This is a genomic window from Gilliamella sp. wkB108 (genome assembly GCF_001690195.1).
GTDB classification, from domain to species: Bacteria; Pseudomonadota; Gammaproteobacteria; order Enterobacterales; family Orbaceae; genus Gilliamella; species Gilliamella apicola_L.
This window is the reverse complement of record NZ_LZGM01000078.1, coordinates 1-19316: the sequence shown is the minus strand read 5'-3', so window position 1 is coordinate 19316 and position 19316 is coordinate 1. Positions and strand designations below refer to the sequence as shown.

The window sequence follows — 19316 nt, the reverse complement described above, 5'->3', positions numbered from 1 at the left end:
ACCTAACTTTTCAAATTCTAACTTAATTCTTAAAAAGTAACTTATACTTGTATGCCATTATTTCATGGCTACAAGTATATTTGATTTAGGCAGATAGTTCAGTTGCATCATTATAAACTAATTTTGGTGCTTGTGATTTTTCCACAGTTTTTTGATCGACAATGACTTTTTTAACATTTTTATTGGAAGGTAAATCATACATGGTATCTAATAAAATGTTTTCAACAATCGAACGCAATCCTCGAGCACCTGTTTTACGTTGCATCGCTTTAACAGCAATAGCCTCTAACGCTTCTTTAGAAAACTCAAGTTCCGCGCCATCTAAATCAATGAGTGCTTGGAATTGTTTAGTTAATGCGTTTTTAGGTTGAGTTAAAATACTAATTAAAGCCGCCTTGTCTAATTCAGATAGTGTTCCTATAACAGGTAATCGACCAATGAATTCAGGGATTAAACCAAACTTAACTAAATCTTCCGGCTCTATTTGTGCTAATAATTCAGATTCTGTTGCTTTTTGTTTGTTGCTTTTTACTTTTGCACCAAAACCAATTCCAGTATTAGTAGAAACACGGTTTTCAATAACTTTATCTAAACCACTAAAAGCACCACCACAGATAAAAAGAATTTTAGAAGTATCAACTTGCAAAAACTCTTGTTGAGGATGTTTGCGTCCCCCTTTAGGCGGTACAGAAGCAATTGTGCCTTCAATAATTTTTAATAAAGCTTGTTGTACTCCTTCCCCTGAAACATCTCGAGTAATCGATGGATTATCTGATTTTCGAGAAATTTTATCGATCTCATCTACATAGATGATACCTCGTTGAGCTTTCTCAACATCATAATCACAATTTTGTAATAACTTTTGAATAATATTTTCGACATCTTCACCAACATAACCAGCTTCAGTCAGCGTAGTTGCATCAGCCATAGCAAAAGGCACATCCAAAAATCGCGCTAATGTTTCAGCTAGTAATGTTTTACCGCTACCAGTTGGACCAATTAACAAAATATTACTTTTACCTAATTCAACATCGTTGCGATTAGTATAATTACGTAAACGCTTATAATGATTGTAAACTGCAACAGACAAAACTTTTTTTGCACGATCTTGACCAATCACATATTCATCAAGATGCTCTCGAATTTCATGTGGTGTTGGTAATGGTTTACTAATGAACTCTTCATGTGAAAGAAAGTTTTTTGTCTCTTCTTTTAAGATATCATTACATAACCCAATACATTCATTACAAATATAAATAGATGATGGTCCAGCAATTAGTTTACGTACTTCATGCTGACTTTTACCACAAAAAGTACAATAGAGTAATTTTTCAGAACTTTCTTTATCCACTTTTAACACCTACCTGTTCAATTAAGATCGTTTATTATATATAGCATCAACTAATCCATATTCAACTGCTTTTTCGGCTGACATAAAGTTATCACGATCAGTATCTTTTTCTATCACACTTATATCTTGTCCTGTGTGATATGCTAAGATTCTATTTAACCTAGTTTTAACGTGTAACATCTCTTGTGCATGAATTTGAATATCGGAAGCTTGACCCTGAAATCCACCAAGAGGTTGATGAATCATCACACTGGCATTAGGTAAACAATAACGTTTACCCTTAGTGCCAGCAGTTAAAAGTAAAGATCCCATTGAGCAAGCTTGCCCTAAACAAATAGTACTAACGTCAGGTTGAATAAACTGCATAGTGTCATAAATAGCCATACCAGCAGTAACCACTCCTCCGGGGGAATTTATATATAAATAGATATCTTTTTCAGGATTTTCCGCTTCTAAAAATAGCATTTGAGCAATAACCAGATTCGCCATATTATCTTCAACTTGACCTGTTAAAAAGATAATTCGCTCTTTTAATAATCGTGAGTATATATCATAAGCTCTTTCACCTCGAGAACTTTGCTCAACAACCATTGGAATGACACTCATATATGGTTCCAAGGACATTTTTATCTCCTATTAAACAAAATAGCCCAAACAGACAATCCTTATTTGGGCTTCATAATGATCTTTTTAAAATTAAATAAAAGCAGTTTATAGAACTAGGCTACTTGCTGATTCATTAACTCAGAAAACGAATAATGTTTATCTGTAACTTTAGCACTAGCTAATAATAAATCGACTACTTGATCTTCTAATGCCACAGATCGAATATTTTCCATCGCTTTCTTATCTTTATTATAAAACTCTACCACTTCTTTAGGATCTTCATAAGCAGTTGCAATTTCATCAATTAAAGATTTAACACGTTCGTCATCAGCTTTCAGTTTATTACTCTCAATTATTTCACTAAATAATAATCCTACAGCAACGCGTCGTTTAGCTTCAGCTTCAAACAACTCTTTAGGGAGATCCATTGCTTGTTTCACGTTGCCACCAAAGCGAGAGACGGCTTGCTGACGTAATACTTCAATTTCCCGTTCAATTAATGCATTTGGAACATCAATTTCATTATTTTTCACTAAACCATCAATTGCTTGCGTTTTGATTTTATTACGAATTGTTGCATTAAGTTCCCGTGACATATTCTTACGAACTTCTGCTCGTAAGCTTTCAACAGATCCATCCGCAATTCCAAAACGTTTAACAACTTCTTCTGTTAGTTCTGGAAGTTCAAGTTCTTCGACTTTTTTAAGTGTTGCAGCAAATACAGCTGGTTTACCTTTTAAATTCTCAGCGTGATAATTCTCTGGGAAGGTAACATTAATATCAAATTGATCACCTGCTTTATGTCCAACAATAACTTCTTCAAAACCTGGGATCATACGACCTTGCCCTAGCACCAATGCAAAGTCATTAGCTTTACCACCTTCAAATTCTGCACCATCAACTTGTCCAACAAAATCTAATGTAACCCGATTTTGTTCTTTAGCGGCAAGATCAACTTCTTTCCATGTTCCTTGTTGTTTACGCAATGTTTCTATCATAGTTTCAATATCTGCATCATTCACTTCAGCAACAGGTTTTTCAACTTCGATTTTATCCAAATCTTTTATTTCTACTTTTGGATATACTTCAAATTCAACCGTATAAGTATAATCTTCACCATTTTTATATTCTGTCGGAGTATAAGTTGGCGCACCTGCAGGATTCAATTTTTCTTGAATAATTGCATCAACAAAGTTTCGTTGCATTAAATCACTTAATGCATCTTGTAAAATAGAAGCACCATAACGTTGCTCAACAATTTTTAAGGGTACTTTCCCTTTACGGAAACCATCAATACGTACTTTTTTTGCCGTATTAATTAGCTCTTTATCAACAGCTTTTGTAATATCATCAGCTTTAATAGTAATTGATAAACGTCGACCTAAACCTTGTGTTGTTTCTACCGAAACTTGCATCTTTATACCTCGGAATTATTGAATATTATCTGCTCATTATTATATTAAAAACTATAATTGAGCTAAAAAAATTATAAAATAGTCAGGCATTATACCGACCGTTGTGACTCACGTCGAGACATTTCAAATTTTCTTCTCGAGTGCTTTTAAGCGTTTATTCATTGCATCAATATGCAAAACTAATGAAGCAGTTTTACGCCATACCTTATTTTCTTGTAATGGAATACCCGATGAATAAACACCTGGTTCAGTAATTGGACGCATAACCATCCCCATGCCAGTTACTGTAACTTGGTCACAAATTTCCATATGTCCATTGATAACGCTTGCGCCACCTATTAAACAATGGCGACCAATGGTTAAACTCCCGGCCATAATAACTCCACCAGCAACGGCTGTATGATCACCAATAATATCATTATGAGCAATTTGGCATTGATTATCGATGATAACTCCATTACCAATAACTGTATCATCTAAAGCTCCACGGTCGATTGTCGTTGAAGCACCGATCTCAACATTATTGCCTATAATAACTCGCCCGAGTTGAGGAATTTTCACCCATTGACCTTTATCATTAGCATAACCAAATCCATCTGCTCCAATAACTGTCCCTGATTGTATTAGGCAATGTTCTCCAATCACACAATTATGATAAATAGTTACATTTGCCCATAATTTACTACTTGCTCCAATTACGGTATTTTTCCCTATAAAACAACCTGCACCAATTATACAATTATCAGCTAAGACTACGCCACTTTCTATAACAGCATTGGCACCTATAGCAACATTTTTCCCTATTTGAGCAGTTAGATCAATTACTGCTGATGCAGCTATATCTTTGGCTGGTACAGGGGTAGTATCAAGACATTGGGCTAATTTTGCATAAGCAAGATAAGGATTTTTAACAATGAGCGCTGAACCTTCCCAATATTTAAGACTTTCTTCTGTCATTACCACTGCAGAAGCTTTACACTCAGATAATTGATTATGTAATTTTTTATCAGACAAAAAAGTAATTTGTCCAAATACTGCACTTTTCATTGATGCCACACCCGTGATGGTTAAGTTTCCATCACCATGTAACTTAGCATCAAGCTGCTCTGCTAATTGTCCTAACCGAAAAGCAAACATTAATTTTTAACCTTTTCAAGCACTTTACTTGTAATATCTACTGCATCAGATGCAGATAATGTTGCTTCTGCTTTTAAAATAATGTCGTATTTCTCTTTAGCGACGATATCTTTAACTGCATCTTGTATTTTAAGTAATAATTTACTTGCTTCTTCTGATTCACGTTTACGATAGGCTTCAGTGAATGATTTAGCTTTAGCTTCAAAATCAGAAATCACTTTATTTAATTTTGCTTTTTCAGATGAAGATAATGTAAGCCCATCCTTTTTTAATCGAGCAGACGCGGCTTCAGCCTTTTTCTGTTCATCTTGTAAAGCCTTAGCTCTTGCGTCAAACTCTTTATCTAAGGCTTTACCTACAGTTTCCCTTTGTGGCATATTTTGCAATACTGACATAACATCAATAACACCAATTTTAACTTCTGCATGAGCTAAGCTTGTAAAAAGTAAAGCAACTCCAATACCAAAAACCGATATAATTTTTTTCACTTTATTCACCTTATTTAATTTTATTTATTTAAAACATGGAATTACCATGTTGAACCTATATTAAACTGGAATTGTTGCGACGAATCACCATTATATTTCTTAAACGGTTGTGCATAAGAAAATACCAACGGCCCTAGTGGCGACATCCATTGAACAGCCAAACCAGCTGACATACGAATGTCAGATGGAGAACTATAATCAGGTAGATTTTTACCTTTCAAATCCCATTCGCTATCCCAAACGGTACCTGCATCAAAAAATACCGAAGTTCGAAGGCTATCGGCATATTTCTCGCTGGCAAACGGTGTTGGAACAATCAGTTCTGCACTAGCAAATGCTAAAGCGTTACCCCCAACAGCATCTTTAGATCGAGTACACCCGTTAGTATCATCTAAACTAGAACAACCTGTTTTATTTAAATATACTGCTTTAGGACCAACAGTATTTGCTTTAAAACCACGAAGCACTGTGGATCCACCTGCATAAAAGTTTTCATAAAATGGTAACTCTTTTCCACCTAGACCATTACCGTACCCTAAACGACCACGCGTTAAAAAGATCCAATGTTGTTCGGTATCAATTGGATAATAGTAGGATGCATCAGTAATAAATTTATAGAACCTGTTATCAAAGAAAGGGGTCGTTACTTTGGCATTAGCTGTAACTTTTAGACCATCTGTAGGGAAAAATCCTCGATTCAAGGAGTTGTATGTCCAATAGGCGTTTAATAACAAATCATTAGTATTAAATGAAATAGAATTTTTATTCTTGGTATTTTCACCCATTGAATCAAAATAACGCCACATGCCATATTGTGCATGCATATCTGATAATTTATGATTCGCAAATTCAGTACCAAAGCGAAGGAAATTATTTTCACTAATTGGAAAACCGAAGTTAGCTGTAGCCCCCCAAGTTTTACTAGAGTATTCAGATTCCTCATCGCTATCATCGGTTTTATATGTATTGTAATAGACGCTACCACCTAAACTTACACCATCTACGGTAAAATAAGGATCGACAATTGAGATCGAAGCTGATTTATCTGTGTCTGTGGTATTAACATCAAATGAAACACTGTTTCCGGTACCTAACCAGTTTTCTTGGGAAATACCCGCATTGAAACTTAATCCACTATCTGAACCAATACCAATACCAAATTTGATACTACCTGTATTACGTTCTGTCACCTTATAAATAACATCAACTTGATCGCCTACCCCCGGAACACGTTCAGTAGTAGCTTCAACGTTATCAAAGAAACCTAAACGATTTATACGCTCTTTTCCTAACTCAACTAAACCATTACTTAACCAAGCCCCTTCCATTTGACGTAATTCACGACGTACAACGCTCTCACTTGTTATGGTATTACCAACTATTTTAATATTACGGACATAGAAGCGTTGACCAACATCAACCAGTAGTGTCAATTTTACAGTATGTGCTGTATCATCCATCTCTGGTTGAATCACCACTTGAGGATAAGCATAGCCATAATTAGCCAATAATCGTTTTACATTATCTTCAATGTCTGTAATTTTTTTACCATTATAAAGTTCTCCGGGTTTAACTCGTTCATTAGCTATTTTAGCAACCGCATCTTTATGCCCGGCAAAATCACCTTTAAAATCCAAATTAGATAGCTTGTACTGTTCCCCTTCATGAATATTAATGGTAACGTAAATTCCCTTTTTATCTGGTGTCAAACTTACTTGAGTTGATTCAATATTGAAGCGTGCATAGCCACGATTAAGATAAAAGCTTTGTAATTCATCTAAGTCAGCCGCTAATTTTTGTTTTTGATATTTACGGTCACCAAGCATGTTCCACCAAGGAACTTCATCACGTAACGAAAAACGTGAAATAAGTTCTTCTGATGAAAAAGCTTTTGCACCGACAATATTGATCTGATCAATCAATGCAGATTTTCCTTCGGCAATAACTAATTTCAAATCAACTCTGTTACGAGATAATGGCGTTACAACAGCTTTTATTTGAGCATTATATTTACCAACACTATAATAAAAATCCTCTAGCCCTTTCTCAATTGAAGAGATTTTTGTATGATCTAACGATTCACCTTCACGAACCCCTGTGCTATCTAGATTCTTTTTGAGCATTTCATCTTTTACTGATTTATTTCCAGAAAAAGTAATGCTAGCAATAGTTGGGCGTTCTTTTACATGAACAATTAACCGATCACCATCTCGAGAAACGCTGATGTCATCAAAATTTCCACTTGAATAAAGTGATTTGATAATACGTCCTAAATCAGCTTCATTAACATAATCACCAACTTGAACTGGCATTTCAAGCAATGCTGCACCAACCGTTACCCGTTGTAAGCCTTCGAATTTAATATCTTTGACCACAAACTCATCTGCACAAAATGCATTGGAACTGTATACTGCTGTGGTGCTAAACAACAAAGATGCTATAAGTAATTTATTTATTTTCATTGTAAATGTTTATAACCTCATTCCATCACAATCGTAAAACATCATTAAATAGTGCAATTCCCATTATTACCATTAATAAAACAAACCCAATTCGATAAAATCGTTCCTGTGTCTTATCTGATAAGGCTCTTCCTTTTACCTTTTCACAAAATAAAAAGATAAGGTGCCCGCCATCTAACATGGGTAATGGAACAAGATTGATCACCCCTAAACTTATACTGATAAATGCTAAAAAATATAAGTAAGGTGTAAAACCATAACTTGCTGTTTGCCCTGCGCTTTTTGCTATTGTTATAGGTCCGGATAAATGTTTAAGACCAATAACACCCGTTACCAACTGATAAAGCGAACGTACTGTTAACTGCGTGGTTAACACAGTTTGTCCAAGCCCTTTACCAAATCCCTCTAAAAAACCATACTGCTTAACTATCGCATTTGATGTAGGGTAAATCCCTGCAATACCTTCTCCATTTGCCTGTACTATTGGTACAAGGGTTAAATAAATTTCTTGATTGTTCCTTTTGACTTTTAAAGTCATTGCTTCGGCCTTTTTAATTGTAGCCGAAAAATCATTCCAATCAATGTATGGATGATTATTATAACTGATAATTTTATCACCAATTTGCAAACCAGCGCTTTCAGCTGCTGAACCAGATACAATTTTACTTATAATTGGATAAATTTCCAATGTTTTAGGTACAAAACCAAAAGTTGTGATAGCGGATTGTTTTTCTATATCAAAATGCCAGTTGCTAATATCGACTGTCTTTTTAACTTCTTTTTGGTCATTACTGCCCGCATTTTCGATATAAGAGAAAGTAACGCTATTTTGTCCCATCACTGAAATTAGTGCTAAATTTACATCATTCCAACTTTCAATATTAATATTATTAATTGTTTTTAACTCTGCACCTGCAGGAACTTTTACTGTTGCAACAGGTGTTCCGGGCAAGGTTTCCTTTATTTGGACAGGATAAGTCATTACGCCCAGCAAAAAAATAATCCAATAAATAATAACTGCCAACAAAAAATTGGCGAATGGCCCTGCAAATATAATTAAGGCTCTTTGCCAAATCTTTTTGTTATTAAAAGCAAATTTTTCATCATCGATTGATAATGTGGTTGCTCTACCGTCTAGCATTCTAACATAACCACCAAGAGGAATCATAGCAATTACCAACTCTGTTCCACTTGAAAATTTATGCGACCACAATTTTTTACCAAAACCGATTGAAAAACACTCTACTTGAACACCACATAGTCGTGCAACTAAAAAATGGCCAAATTCATGTACAGTGACTAATATACTGATAGTAATAATAAATAACAACAGTGACCAAAGCAAAATCTATAACCTTTTTATATTAAATATAAAGATAATGCAGCAAAAATAGGAATTGCAGCGGTTAAACTATCAATTCGGTCTAAAATACCACCATGTCCAGGGATCAAGTGACCACTATCTTTTATACCGGCTTCTCGTTTAAACATACTTTCTGTTAAATCACCTAATACAGAGACAAAAATAGCTACGATAGAACTAATAATAAAATTGCTGAATTTAAGGGTAAAAAAGTTAGAAAAATAGGCGCACAAACTAATTATTATAGCCACGCTTACTCCACCTATAAATCCCTCAACCGTTTTGCCTGGTGATACCTTTGCTGATAATTTCCGTCTACCGAAACTACGCCCAGCAAAATAAGCCCCACTATCGGTTGCCCAAACTAATACAAAAACATACAGTAGCCAAATCGCACCTGTATAAGTGTTGTTATTATAATCTATAGATCTTAGAGCTATCATACCAATAAAGAATGGTACTAATGTAAAAAAAGCAAATAATAACTTTATAAAGATAGAATTATGCCAATACTTAGTCGTATTTGGATAGCTAATAACTAAGCATAATGCAACTAACCACCAAGCAATAGATAGGGTAAGAATGGTGATAAATAGGTTTGATTTTATTGCTTCAGGAATAGGTGAAAAAATCAATAACAACAATATAATCATCAAAATTAACACGAAGATTAATCTTTGCGATGTTTTAGTAATGTGTAAGAACTGTGTCCATTCCCATGCAGCTAGACCACAAACTAAAACCATAATATAGGTAAAAATTGGTAGTGGTGCTACAAAAAGTACGATCATAACAAGTGGAATAAGTACCATGGCAGCAAGTATACGATGAATTAACATGAATGCTCCTGTGTTGTTGGAATACCACCAAAACGTCGTTCTCTGGTATTAAATGCTTTAATCGCTTCATCAAATTGTGTTGAATTAAAATCAGGCCACAAAATATCGGTAAAATAGAGTTCAGAATAGGCGATTTGCCATAATAAAAAATTACTGATACGGCAATCACCTCCAGTACGAATAACTAAATCAACTTCTGGTAAATCATACATGCACATCTGTGAAGCAAAACGTTCTTCGGTAATATCATCTAATGTTATTTCACCGTTTACTACCTGCGCTGTGATTTTTTGTGCAGATTGTAAAATATCCCATCGACCACCGTAATTAGCCGCAATATTTAATACTAGCCCTGTATTGTTTTGAGTTAATTGTTCTGCGTTGGTGATCATATTTTGAAGATGATAACTAAATCGTGAAATATCACCAATGATATTCAATCGGACATTATTTTTATTTAAACTCTTCATTTCTCGATTTAAAGCATACATAAAAAGAGAAATTAGAGCTGAAACTTCTGTCGAAGGTCGCTTCCAATTTTCACTACTAAATGCGTATAAAGTGAGAACTTTTATTCCTATACTTGCTGCATAGGTGACAATTTTGCGCACAGCTTTTAATCCTGCACGATGTCCAGTCGCTCGCAACTGGTTTCGTTGTTGTGCCCAGCGACCATTACCATCCATAATGATAGCCACATGACTTGGAATGCATTTATTTTGAGTCATGTAATATCCCATATTCTTATAAATATTTTATAAATTATGTTGGATAATATTTTCCTGATCAATTTAACGTGTACCATAAACTACAATTGTTTTACCATGCGCAGAGATTAAATGTTGATCTTCAAGCATTTTTAGAATTCGACCTACTGTTTCACGGGAACATCCAACTATTTGCCCAATTTCTTGACGTGTTATTTTGATTTGCATACCATCAGGATGTGTCATTGCATCAGGTTGCTTAGCAAGATTTAATAATGTCTGAGCAATACGACCAGCCACATCTAAAAATGCTAAATTACTCACTTTTTCAGAGGTTACTTGTAAACGACTTGCCATTTGACTAGCTAGACGCATTAAAATATCAGGATTAACTTGCACCAGTTGTTTAAATTTTTTGTAAGAAATTTCAGCCACTTCGCAACTCGTTTTTGCCTTGACCCACGCGCTGCGTTCAGTTCCTTCTTCAAATAGTCCCAGTTCACCAAGAAATTGACCTTGACTTAAATAAGACAAAATCATCTCGTTACCTTCATCATCTTTAATCAAAACTGCCACAGAACCTTTAACTATATAATAGAGAGTTTCGGCCTTTTCACCTTGATGGATAAGAGTACTTTTAGCTGGATATTTATGAATATGGCAATGTGATAAAAACCATTCTAAAGTTGTATCCGATTGTTGCTTACCTATCATCATTCCTTTCTCTCCATTCTATTTACAACTTGCACACTATAACAAAGTTACACAAAGAATTATATACTCATAGATAATGATTTAATTATTATTTAATAGGTTTAATGTCAATAGATTGATGTAATTCAGACCAAAAAATAGCAACCGAGCCATTAATTAATTGAGATTTCACGTCGTTAACTTTTTGTTTTAATGATTTTTCATGTAACCCATAATCGGTACCTTCCCGTAATACAAAGGATTCTATTAAATTATTTAATGTTTCAGGATCAATTTCTTGCCAAGGGATATTCATTTTTTAATAAAAATAATTCATCGTGGTGAGTATTTTAAAACATCAAAAGTAGAATAAAAAGTAGAAGAGATTATTTTAAGATTTTAGTTGTTAAAACTTTATATGTATTTCATGTTTGAGTAATTAACACAAAAGTAACATTCACAACTCATTGATTGTTAGCATAATTACCTGGCAAAGCTTTAATTCCTAATAGATAACCTTGAGCACCAGCTTTATAACCATTCTCTGGTGTCGTATAAATCGCATTATGACCTTTGCCCGAAGTTGATCCTAAAAATATGCCTCCAGCAAATTCATGTGGTACTCCTTCCTCTTTGGCTAATACTTTTTTTGCTGGTGGAATTCCTTCATAGTCCTCGCCAGTTAAACTCCATTCATAGGAATAATAAGCTGACATTATTAGTTCCCCTTTATCCCAGGTGTCATTATCATTCAAATCATTCCATATCATTGCACCATAATTTTCACCATATTGAGGGCCAGGAGGATTTGTTTTGCTTGATGCATAATTAAAAGACAAATCTACCTTTTCCACGTTAACTGTTGATGAACCCGTTTTGTCTTTTAATTTAAATATACCCAACTTAAAATTATCTCCTTCAACTGGATACATGCCATTTTCTTTGACCGTATCGCCCGGACCATCAGTTGAATTAGTTAATATCTCATTTAAGCCAGGACCTCTGTTATCTAAATCATCAATATCATCTTCTTTACTTTTCCAAGGATATGCAGATCTAGCTCGACTCAAAATATCAGAAGCAACCAACCAGTTACCAACAGAAGGTATACCATACTCCGTTCTTCCTAAAATTATGACACTAATACAATCAGCACCTAAAAATTGTTCATCTAATTGAAAAGTAATAGTATCTATCCCATCCTTTGTTTTAAAAGTAGCCGGTTTATTAAGATTAACACGCATCCAATCATTGACTTGGTCTTGATTCTCATTTATACGTTCGCCATGTTTAAAAACCTTCAATGAGGGAAGTATAAGAGAACTTGTAACACTATCTTTATCACCGTCTAGATCAATTAATCTATATTGAAGATGAACATAGTTACCTACATGCAACGCATTTTCTTTACCTATTAGGTTATTTCCTTCTTTATCTTTGGTAACTCGTATAGTAAATCCGAATGCATCATCTTTATTAACCGGGAAAATGGAAGGTGTCGTACCCTGAATAAATTTTGTAGTTGTGGCACTAAAAGCAAAAACACTACTAATTACTAAACAAATCAAAACAATAGACAATACAACTTTATTGATTGTTGAATTTTTCATGTTTAGACTTTCCATTCCATTCCAAATTAAGATTTTTAGTTAAAATTACATATCATTCTTTTTGTATCTTTGAAATTTTCAGGTATTAATATCAACCTATTAGTTCCATTATGCTATAACTTTTACCTAATTCATATAATTTTTTAGATTGCACTTTATTTATAATTTCAATATTTTGCTTAATAGTTAACAATAAATATAATTTTTGCAAGTGGTGAATTAAAAATAAAGTCGTTTAATTTTATAGTTTATTAAATAATTTTTACATCATTTGCAATTGTAAACTGTAGTTTTTTACGTTCCACATTAGCAACAAGGAGAGCTAAATAATAACTAAGTTAGTTTTACTCAAATTCTAAGCCAATATTAAGCAAAAAAAATAACTTTTACAATTGATTTTTTTGCAATTACTGATTCAGTCATAATATTCGAATACGCTTTCAAAGAAAATAAACTACTTCTATTTTTAATATTATAACTAAATGAGTAACAATAAATTAGCGACATTATAAAACCACTTTCAAAAGTGGTTTTATTTTTTCAAGTGATTTCAAAGCTTATTGTTACTTTGATACAGTAACCACTTTAAGATTATAACCTTGCGCGCCAGCTTTATAATTATTCTGTGGTGTGGTATAGATCGAATTGTGATCTTTACCTGTCGTTGATCCTAATATTATGGAACGACTATCTTTTGAAACACCTTGTGCTTCAGTTAAAGCCGAACTACCATCAGCCGGAACACCTTCATAGGTACCATCCAAATACCACTGGTAATTATATAAGTCTGTAAGAACTAATTCACCTTTATTTGGAAGTTCATCTTGTGTCTGATCGTTTTCTACCCACACAACAACGCCAAACTTATCTTGATATTTAGGGGTAGGAGGAGTTCCTTTTGTTGAAGCATAATTAACTGATAAGTCAGATTGGTCAAGTTCGGTACTATTTTGATTTTTATATTTAAATATACCAACTATTATACGATCATCCTCAACTGGATAAGCCCCATTATATCTATCTGAATCACCAGGACCAAACTCATAATCTGAAGCTATCTTATCTGCTTCCATTCTTACTGCAGCGATACTTGGACCTGATTTATCTGGATCAGCCCAATTAGCTTCATTTACCGCACTTTTTAAATAAGGAGTAGTCATTACATTCAAAATATCAGTCACATTTAACCAATTATTAACATAAGGTACACCATATTGTGTTCTTTCTAAAAGTTTAAAACCGATTCTGGTAGCACCAATAAAACGTGAATCGATCTTAAAAGTAATTGTCGCTGTACCACTATTTATTTCAGATTTGACTCCATTATCATTATTTAGTGCTAATTCACGCCACGTAAAAATTGTGTCTCCGTTTTGATCCAGTTCCGGCCCACGTATAAAAATCTTAAGAGTCTTCAAAATATCAGATGCATTAGGATTATCTTTATCATCATCATCATCTTGCAATTTGTATTTGATTTTAATAAAGTAACCAACTCTTATTTTTTCAAAAAGAGAAAGTCGAGTACTTCCAGCTTCGTCTTTAGAGACGCGTACTGTAAGTTGATGAGCTTTAGATGTATCTGTTGTTTGGTAAATGATTGGTTTATTACCATAAATAACATTAGCAGTCTCACTTTCTAGTGTAGCAAAAACACTACTTGTCATAAAACCAATCAGGAACAAACCTAATGTAAATTTGCCGATTGCCGAGTTTTTCATGTTTAAAATTCCTATCCTTTATTCCAAACTAAGATTCTATACTTATAAATACCTCTTATCGGGTATTACTATTTAAAATCTCGTTTATTTTATAATCATAATTTAATTATTCAGGTATATTTGTTATTTTACTTATTAAAATTTGCATTACAATTTGTAAATAATTCTATTTTTATCTAACCTTTATTAATAACATTTGTTAAAAATACATATAATGGATTAGTTATATTTATTCAGAATAATTATAACAATAAATACCTAGCGATTTTTTTTAACTTTTTATTTAATATTATGTTACTTATGATATTAAAACACTATTCATTTAGTTTTTTATTAGTATCCAAATAAAATCCATTTACTAAACTAATACCTAAAAAATTTAAACTTAAATTTGCTCTTTATTTAAGTTTAAACTCTTACATAACGATGGCTATCACATTTTTATATACGTTTATAACGAGTAAAATCACGAAAATTAACTTTTAATTTATATATGCACTATTATATTTTAGAACTTTTATAAACTAGTTTTACTATAAAAATAACCTTTCCTTGATTAAACAATCTAAAGTAATTCAATAAATTATCTTTAATGATAAAATAATCCATTCGGTTTCAGTTATTGAATTCTTTTAAATAACATAAACACTAAAAAATAATATTATTTTTTTATATTCAGCATTACAAAAAACTAACTTTGTATAAATATTTTTTATAAAACCACTCCGAAGAGTGGTTTTGTCTGTTTGTAATATAACTACACCATTAGTCAGCTTCTACTTTAAGTTTATAGCCTTGAATACCTGCTAAGAGATCTTTATTACTAGCGCCTTTAACTGTACTATATAATGTGTTGTGTTTTGCTGCATTAGTAGTAGCAGCATCACCTAACACAATTGTATCATTGGTTCCTGTTGAATTAGTTATACCAATCTTCAACTCATCTGCTGAAGCTGTAACCGCTTGACCATCATCACCCTTATACTCACCTGTTAAATACCATTTCATGGTATAGCTACTAGTCTTTTCCATTTCATTATTATCTACAAGATCATTTTTAGTCTTATCATCTACCCAAACTATAGCGGCGAATTTATCTTTATACTTCGGTGTTCCTGATATCTTATAGTTCTGTTGTTTATTTATTGTACCATCAGCATTATATTTGAAGATACCAACTTTCACATCATCACCTTCAATTGGGAATACACCATTCTCATCATCTATATCCCCTGGACCATGTTTATCATGTCCTATAACATTTTCATCTGGTATAGCTGTATTAGGATTTCTTGGGTCATTACCTGGATCTGCTTTTAACGGAAAACTTTTATCTGTGATATCTGTTACCAACAAATATTTATTAGTATATGGCATACCATATTGTGTTCTTTCTAATATTGTGAAACCAAGTTTCTCTGCACCTATCATAGCAGTAGGTATCTTAAAGCTAAATTGAGCCTCATTGGTTGCTGGGGTATATTTACTATCAAATTCTTCGAGGTTCCCTTGTGGTATAAAAGTCCAAGGTTCTACCATTGTTTTATCTGTTGTATATAAAACTTCAATTGTTGAGTGAAGTATTGCAGCTTTGTCATTGAGTTTATCACCATCACTATCGTCTAGTTTGAATTTAACAAAGACATAGTTACCAACTTTAACTTTTTTATTTTTACCAACTGGTGTAGTACCTGCACTATCTGTGTAAACACGTACTGTTAAACCATGTGCCTGATCTGTCATTGTGGTAAAGACTGGTTCATTACCTAAGATTATATCATTTGTCTGTGAGTCCAATGTTGCAAACGCACTACTTGCTGCATAACCGGTTAAAAGTAAACCTAATGCAACTTTTTTGATTTTTAAATTTTTCATGTTTAAACTTCCTATTTTTATTTCTGAATTAACATGTTGTATTTATATAAATACACCATTTTTGGTTGGTGTTCCATTTTGGATCATCGGACCAAACCGATAATCTCAAACTTTTGCTTAATTTACTTACTTCTATAATTACTTTATTAATTAACTACTACTTGTAATTTAAATCCTTGATCCCCTGCACATGCAGTAGGAGAAGCATTTATTGGATTTAGATTCAAATAAGACGGCGCGCCATCTCCTCTTGCAATACTAGTACCAGAAGTTGCATAACTGTTTGTATTTTGACTTCTTATCTTATAGTGTGCATCAGTACCCATTGCCACATTAAACCATGGTCCATAAGGATTTACAGAAGCATTTGGCAATGCATTAGTTGCAATTCCCGGACAAGCTAACTGATTGGTATCAACCAAAGACCAGATAACGTATGGATTTACGATTTCTGTTTGTCCATCAGAAGTATAAGCTTTCACATAATACTCACTATCAACTTTCCATTCATTCGGTCCATTAGGATCAAACTGTAATAAATGCCCAATTTGGTTAGCAACTAATACACCATCACTTCTATAAACTTTGAGTAAACCTGCTTTACCACCAGAAAAATCAACCGTTGCTTTATTAAAAGACGTACCAAACTGATCTATCGTCATGGCAAAATCAACCACACCTTCAAAATTTGATGCCACATCCAATGTATAACTATCACCAATTACCACTGTATCGCCTGCTGTAGCTACTTTAGATGGGACTTTTTGACCCATTTTAACTTTTTCATAATCTTTAACAATAATACAAGGCTCAGCCGATGGACACGAATCAACAGTACCAGATGTACCATCAATTAAAGTAATATTCTTACCACCACTTGTCGCTTTCCAACTTTTCTGAAATGCTTCAAATGTTAAAGGTACACTTTGCATAAGTACATCATCACTAAAACCTTCAGCATCACTAGCTGAACTAATAGAACCATTTGGAACTTTAGGTTTAACTAGCGTTGCTAATACAGTTATTGCTGTTTTACCATCAGCTGGATGGTTGGTTACTGCGACTTTATTACCAGCTTTATCCACTGCCCATACACCAATTTTACGTACTGAAGGACTAGGTAAAACTTCAAAATTAACAGCATTAGATGTAGCTGTTTTACCTTTCCCGTCAGTAACAGTAACTGATAATGTGTATTTACCATTAGTATTTACTGGACGGCGTTGACCATTTTGATCAACATAACTAGGTGCAACTATTTTCCAGTTATTAATATCTGCTTGTGGCGTTGCCCATGAAGAAGAGGTACAAGTTCCTGTAGTAAAACAGAAGAAACCGCCTCCGGCATCAATTTCCAACATGTCACCAGCCCATGACAAACTATTTAGTCCTTTATTATTATGTAGGCTGATGTTCAAACCATAGGTTTCGCCTTCAATCAATTTAGTTGACTCAATAGCTAAATCAACACTGAACTTTTTCTCTTTATATTCCAAAACGATGTTGTAATTACGATCTACAAGATCATAACGACTTCCTTTTACTGAACGTGCTGCAGAAACCATATCAGGGTCTAACTGATCTTTAATCGGCACCCCCATACGAAAGTTCATCGTTAATTCAGCTTGTGTTGCAGATTTCTTATTTTGTCCGCGTTTATGTGATGCCTTAATAGTAAATAAAGGAACCGGAGTATAATCTATACTTGCAGTAATAGCTCTAGGATCTTTCTGTAAATTATCCTTACCAAATAGAGCGACTTTATCACCAAAATATTGCTCATACATTAATGATCCACCTAGTTGTGGGTATTGAGGTAGATAACCTTGTAAACGAATATCAAAACCTTGAGCAGCACGTTCTAAGAACTCATCAAAATCACGCGACTCTTTCCAGTCAGATAATGGATGGTAAAAGTTAGCAGCAAATTTAAAATAATCAGTCCATGCTTCTAAACCAATACCTAAACGGTTGTGATCACGCTGAAAATCATGATCCAAAAAGACGTTATATCCAAGTAACCATGTTTTATCCGCCACATCCCAACGTTGACCAATACCTACGTTACCTATTCCTCGATTGTGTTCATACTCCTGAAAGGATACTTGGCTAAAAATAAGAGTGTTTTCACTATCATACCAAGGACTAAATAGCTTCAAATTGACGTTTCTAAATTCGGCTTTATCGCTCACATCAAATTGAAATTGAACTGTACCAAAACGTCCTAAGAAATCTTGAGCTGCACTTCGAAGAGGATCGACAACTTGACTTTTTACACCATTGCGTACATATCTTTCTGCATAATCTTTACCTTGCATTTTAATATGTCCGGCAACACCACCATTTTCAGATGATGTGATGCTTTTCCAGTCCTGTGATGTTAAAGTCTGTAAAGTAGAGGCAACCTGAGTTGCTAACGCATCTTTATCTTGTTTTGGGTCATAATTATCATCTGAACCCAATTTAGGCAGGTTAGCATATTTATCTTTGCTGCCAGCATCGGCTTTTTTAATAGCAGGTAATAAAGGAGAACTTTCAGGAAGAACAAGTCGTTCACCAACCTCTACCTGATCTTTTTTATCAAAACGTCCGGCATTCATTTCTCGCAATTCAGCAATCGAAATATCACTCAAAAGTGCAATTTGGTATAGACTTCGTTGTTGATTATTGATCATCTCACGAACTTTTGAGCCATTTTTCAACTCGATCACTTTATTACTGTCAACCGCAACAACAGGCGTAGACGCCTGCGTGGTAGCCGCCCACGCAGGCTGGCTACTTAATGCGATGATCACAAGTGCTGAGATGACTGTTAAATTAAGATTCGTTTTCATCTTAATTATTCCTTATATTTCATATATACAACAATACATATGAATAACTTTATTTTGCCGTTAATATTGTATAGTTGTTAATTATATTTATATTTTTATGTATAAAATTGTTTTTTATATATTATTAATCAGTTCTAACTGCTTTACGGATCTTTTTCAGATCTTTAACTTTCTTTAGTATTCTTTACAAAGTTACTTATATGGTGTGAATTTTA

Annotated in this window: 15 protein-coding genes; all 15 read right to left on the bottom strand. The window is 33.7% G+C overall.

Annotated features, from left to right (window positions below; all coding sequences use genetic code 11):
• Positions 1–85: 85 nt before the first annotated feature.
• Positions 86–1351 carry an ATP-dependent protease ATP-binding subunit ClpX gene (clpX, locus tag A9G11_RS07995; protein WP_218056099.1) on the bottom strand — a complete coding sequence of 422 codons (1266 nt, stop codon included), beginning with the start codon at positions 1349–1351 and terminating at the stop codon, positions 86–88.
• Between the two features lie 21 nt (positions 1352–1372).
• On the bottom strand, positions 1373–1975 hold the full coding sequence (clpP, locus tag A9G11_RS07990; RefSeq protein WP_065619093.1) for an ATP-dependent Clp endopeptidase proteolytic subunit ClpP: 603 nt from the start codon (positions 1973–1975) through the stop codon (positions 1373–1375).
• A 95-nt stretch (positions 1976–2070) separates the two neighbouring features.
• The gene (tig, locus tag A9G11_RS07985; RefSeq protein ID WP_065619092.1) at positions 2071–3372 is read right to left on the bottom strand and encodes a trigger factor; all 1302 of its coding nucleotides are present in this window, start codon (positions 3370–3372) and stop codon (positions 2071–2073) included.
• Between the two features lie 123 nt (positions 3373–3495).
• Positions 3496–4509 carry a UDP-3-O-(3-hydroxymyristoyl)glucosamine N-acyltransferase gene (gene lpxD / locus A9G11_RS07980; RefSeq protein WP_065619091.1) on the bottom strand — a complete coding sequence of 338 codons (1014 nt, stop codon included), beginning with the start codon at positions 4507–4509 and terminating at the stop codon, positions 3496–3498.
• A complete protein-coding gene (locus A9G11_RS07975) occupies positions 4509–4997 on the bottom strand; it encodes an OmpH family outer membrane protein (protein WP_065619090.1) in 489 nt (162 codons plus the stop codon). The genes lpxD and A9G11_RS07975 overlap by 1 nt, the downstream gene beginning before the upstream one ends.
• 41 nt (positions 4998–5038) lie before the next feature.
• Positions 5039–7459 carry an outer membrane protein assembly factor BamA gene (gene bamA, locus A9G11_RS07970; RefSeq protein WP_065619089.1) on the bottom strand — a complete coding sequence of 807 codons (2421 nt, stop codon included), beginning with the start codon at positions 7457–7459 and terminating at the stop codon, positions 5039–5041.
• A 25-nt stretch (positions 7460–7484) separates the two neighbouring features.
• Entirely contained in the window at positions 7485–8804 is a 1320-nt protein-coding gene (gene rseP, locus A9G11_RS07965; protein ID WP_176701250.1) for an RIP metalloprotease RseP, read from the bottom strand.
• A gap of 14 nt (positions 8805–8818) precedes the next feature.
• Positions 8819–9661: a phosphatidate cytidylyltransferase gene (locus tag A9G11_RS07960; protein ID WP_065619087.1), complete on the bottom strand. Its 843-nt coding sequence runs from the start codon at positions 9659–9661 to the stop codon at positions 8819–8821.
• Positions 9655–10389 carry an isoprenyl transferase gene (locus A9G11_RS07955; RefSeq protein ID WP_081298478.1) on the bottom strand — a complete coding sequence of 245 codons (735 nt, stop codon included), beginning with the start codon at positions 10387–10389 and terminating at the stop codon, positions 9655–9657. The genes A9G11_RS07960 and A9G11_RS07955 overlap by 7 nt, the downstream gene beginning before the upstream one ends.
• Before the next feature lie 63 nt (positions 10390–10452).
• Positions 10453–11085: a cAMP-activated global transcriptional regulator CRP gene (crp, locus tag A9G11_RS07950; RefSeq protein ID WP_065619085.1), complete on the bottom strand. Its 633-nt coding sequence runs from the start codon at positions 11083–11085 to the stop codon at positions 10453–10455.
• Positions 11086–11170: 85 nt separating this feature from the next.
• Positions 11171–11377: a YheU family protein gene (locus A9G11_RS07945; protein ID WP_065619084.1), complete on the bottom strand. Its 207-nt coding sequence runs from the start codon at positions 11375–11377 to the stop codon at positions 11171–11173.
• Positions 11378–11525: 148 nt separating this feature from the next.
• Positions 11526–12671, bottom strand: a complete 1146-nt coding sequence (locus A9G11_RS07940; protein WP_065619083.1) for a hypothetical protein — start codon at positions 12669–12671, stop codon at positions 11526–11528.
• A 563-nt stretch (positions 12672–13234) separates the two neighbouring features.
• Positions 13235–14392, bottom strand: a complete 1158-nt coding sequence (locus A9G11_RS07935; protein WP_065619082.1) for a hypothetical protein — start codon at positions 14390–14392, stop codon at positions 13235–13237.
• 765 nt (positions 14393–15157) lie between these two features.
• Complete coding sequence (locus A9G11_RS07930) at positions 15158–16267, bottom strand: hypothetical protein (RefSeq protein WP_065619081.1); 1110 nt, start codon at positions 16265–16267, stop codon at positions 15158–15160.
• 146 nt (positions 16268–16413) lie between these two features.
• Positions 16414–19101, bottom strand: a complete 2688-nt coding sequence (locus A9G11_RS07925) for an inverse autotransporter beta domain-containing protein (RefSeq protein ID WP_065619080.1) — start codon at positions 19099–19101, stop codon at positions 16414–16416.
• Positions 19102–19316 lie beyond the last annotated feature (215 nt).

Bases quoted from the DNA above. Each gene is read 5' to 3' on its own strand.
- clpP (WP_065619093.1), bottom strand. From the start codon at position 1,975: ATGTCCTTGGAACCATATATGAGTGTCATTCCAATGGTTGTTGAGCAA.
- tig (WP_065619092.1), bottom strand. From the start codon at position 3,372: ATGCAAGTTTCGGTAGAAACAACACAAGGTTTAGGTCGACGTTTATCA.
- lpxD (WP_065619091.1), bottom strand. From the start codon at position 4,509: ATGTTTGCTTTTCGGTTAGGACAATTAGCAGAGCAGCTTGATGCTAAG.
- bamA (WP_065619089.1), bottom strand. From the start codon at position 7,459: ATGAAAATAAATAAATTACTTATAGCATCTTTGTTGTTTAGCACCACA.
- A9G11_RS07960 (WP_065619087.1), bottom strand. From the start codon at position 9,661: ATGTTAATTCATCGTATACTTGCTGCCATGGTACTTATTCCACTTGTT.
- A9G11_RS07955 (WP_081298478.1), bottom strand. From the start codon at position 10,389: ATGACTCAAAATAAATGCATTCCAAGTCATGTGGCTATCATTATGGAT.
- crp (WP_065619085.1), bottom strand. From the start codon at position 11,085: ATGATGATAGGTAAGCAACAATCGGATACAACTTTAGAATGGTTTTTA.
- A9G11_RS07945 (WP_065619084.1), bottom strand. From the start codon at position 11,377: ATGAATATCCCTTGGCAAGAAATTGATCCTGAAACATTAAATAATTTA.
- A9G11_RS07940 (WP_065619083.1), bottom strand. From the start codon at position 12,671: ATGAAAAATTCAACAATCAATAAAGTTGTATTGTCTATTGTTTTGATT.
- A9G11_RS07935 (WP_065619082.1), bottom strand. From the start codon at position 14,392: ATGAAAAACTCGGCAATCGGCAAATTTACATTAGGTTTGTTCCTGATT.
- A9G11_RS07930 (WP_065619081.1), bottom strand. From the start codon at position 16,267: ATGAAAAATTTAAAAATCAAAAAAGTTGCATTAGGTTTACTTTTAACC.
- A9G11_RS07925 (WP_065619080.1), bottom strand. From the start codon at position 19,101: ATGAAAACGAATCTTAATTTAACAGTCATCTCAGCACTTGTGATCATC.